Source organism: Paenarthrobacter sp. PPS72 (genome assembly GCF_048537125.1).
GTDB lineage: Bacteria > Actinomycetota > Actinomycetes > Actinomycetales > Micrococcaceae > Arthrobacter > Arthrobacter nitroguajacolicus_E.
The window spans coordinates 1-847 of sequence record NZ_JBLYIE010000099.1 but is presented as its reverse complement, the minus strand read 5'-3'; the positions used below and the strand labels follow the sequence as shown (position 1 = coordinate 847).

The window sequence follows — 847 nt, the reverse complement described above, 5'->3', positions numbered from 1 at the left end:
GCGTTGATGAGCATGTCTGGTCCCATATAGGTCCGCCCGGCACCGGGATGATCACCGGAATTGTGGATCACACCCGCGACAAACAGGGGCACGTGCATGCCCGTCTGCTGGACCTGGTTCCGGGCCGGTCCGGGAAGGCCTACGCGGACTGGCTCAAAGACCGCGGCCCCGAGTTCACTGCCGGGATCAAGACCGCCGCGCTGGATCCGTTCCGCGGCTACGCGAACGCGATCCGTGATGAGCTCCCCGAAGCCATCACCGTCCTGGATGCATTCCACGTCGTCAAACTCGGGTCCGCCATGGTTGATGAGGTCCGGCGCCGGGTCCAGCAGGACACCCGCGGACACCGCGGACGCAAAGGCGACCCGCTCTACGGGATCCGCAGGACCCTGCAAATCGGAGCCGAACACCTCACCGATAAACAAGCCGCCAGGCTCGATGCCAAGCTCGCCCTTGGGGACCCCAACCAGGAAGTCACCCTCGCCTGGCAGTGCTATCAAAAGGTCCGCAACATCTACCACGCCCCTCCGGCCCGCGGACGGGAACTCGTGACCGAAGTGATCTCATCGTTCCCGACCTGCCCGATCCCGGAAGTCGGCCGCCTCGGCCGGACACTCAAACAATGGAAGGCCGCCATCCTGGCCTACTTCGACACCCTCGGCGCCTCCAACGGCCCCACCGAAGCGATCAACGGCGTCATCGAAACCACCCGCCGCATCGCCCGCGGATTTCGGAACTTCACCAACTACAGACTCAGATGCCTACTCGCCGCCGGCGGCCACCGACCCTATCGGCAGAACACCCTCAACCATGCCTAAATGCGAAGGGCCCGTTTACCCGCACAGCA

General features: G+C 64.5%; 1 protein-coding gene. It reads left to right on the top strand.

The genetic code is table 11. The features are described from left to right. Positions 1-818, top strand: an 818-nt coding sequence (locus ACLRGI_RS23250; protein WP_419203793.1) for an ISL3 family transposase, incomplete at its 5' end; no start/stop codon positions are given. Positions 819-847: the final 29 nt, after the last annotated feature.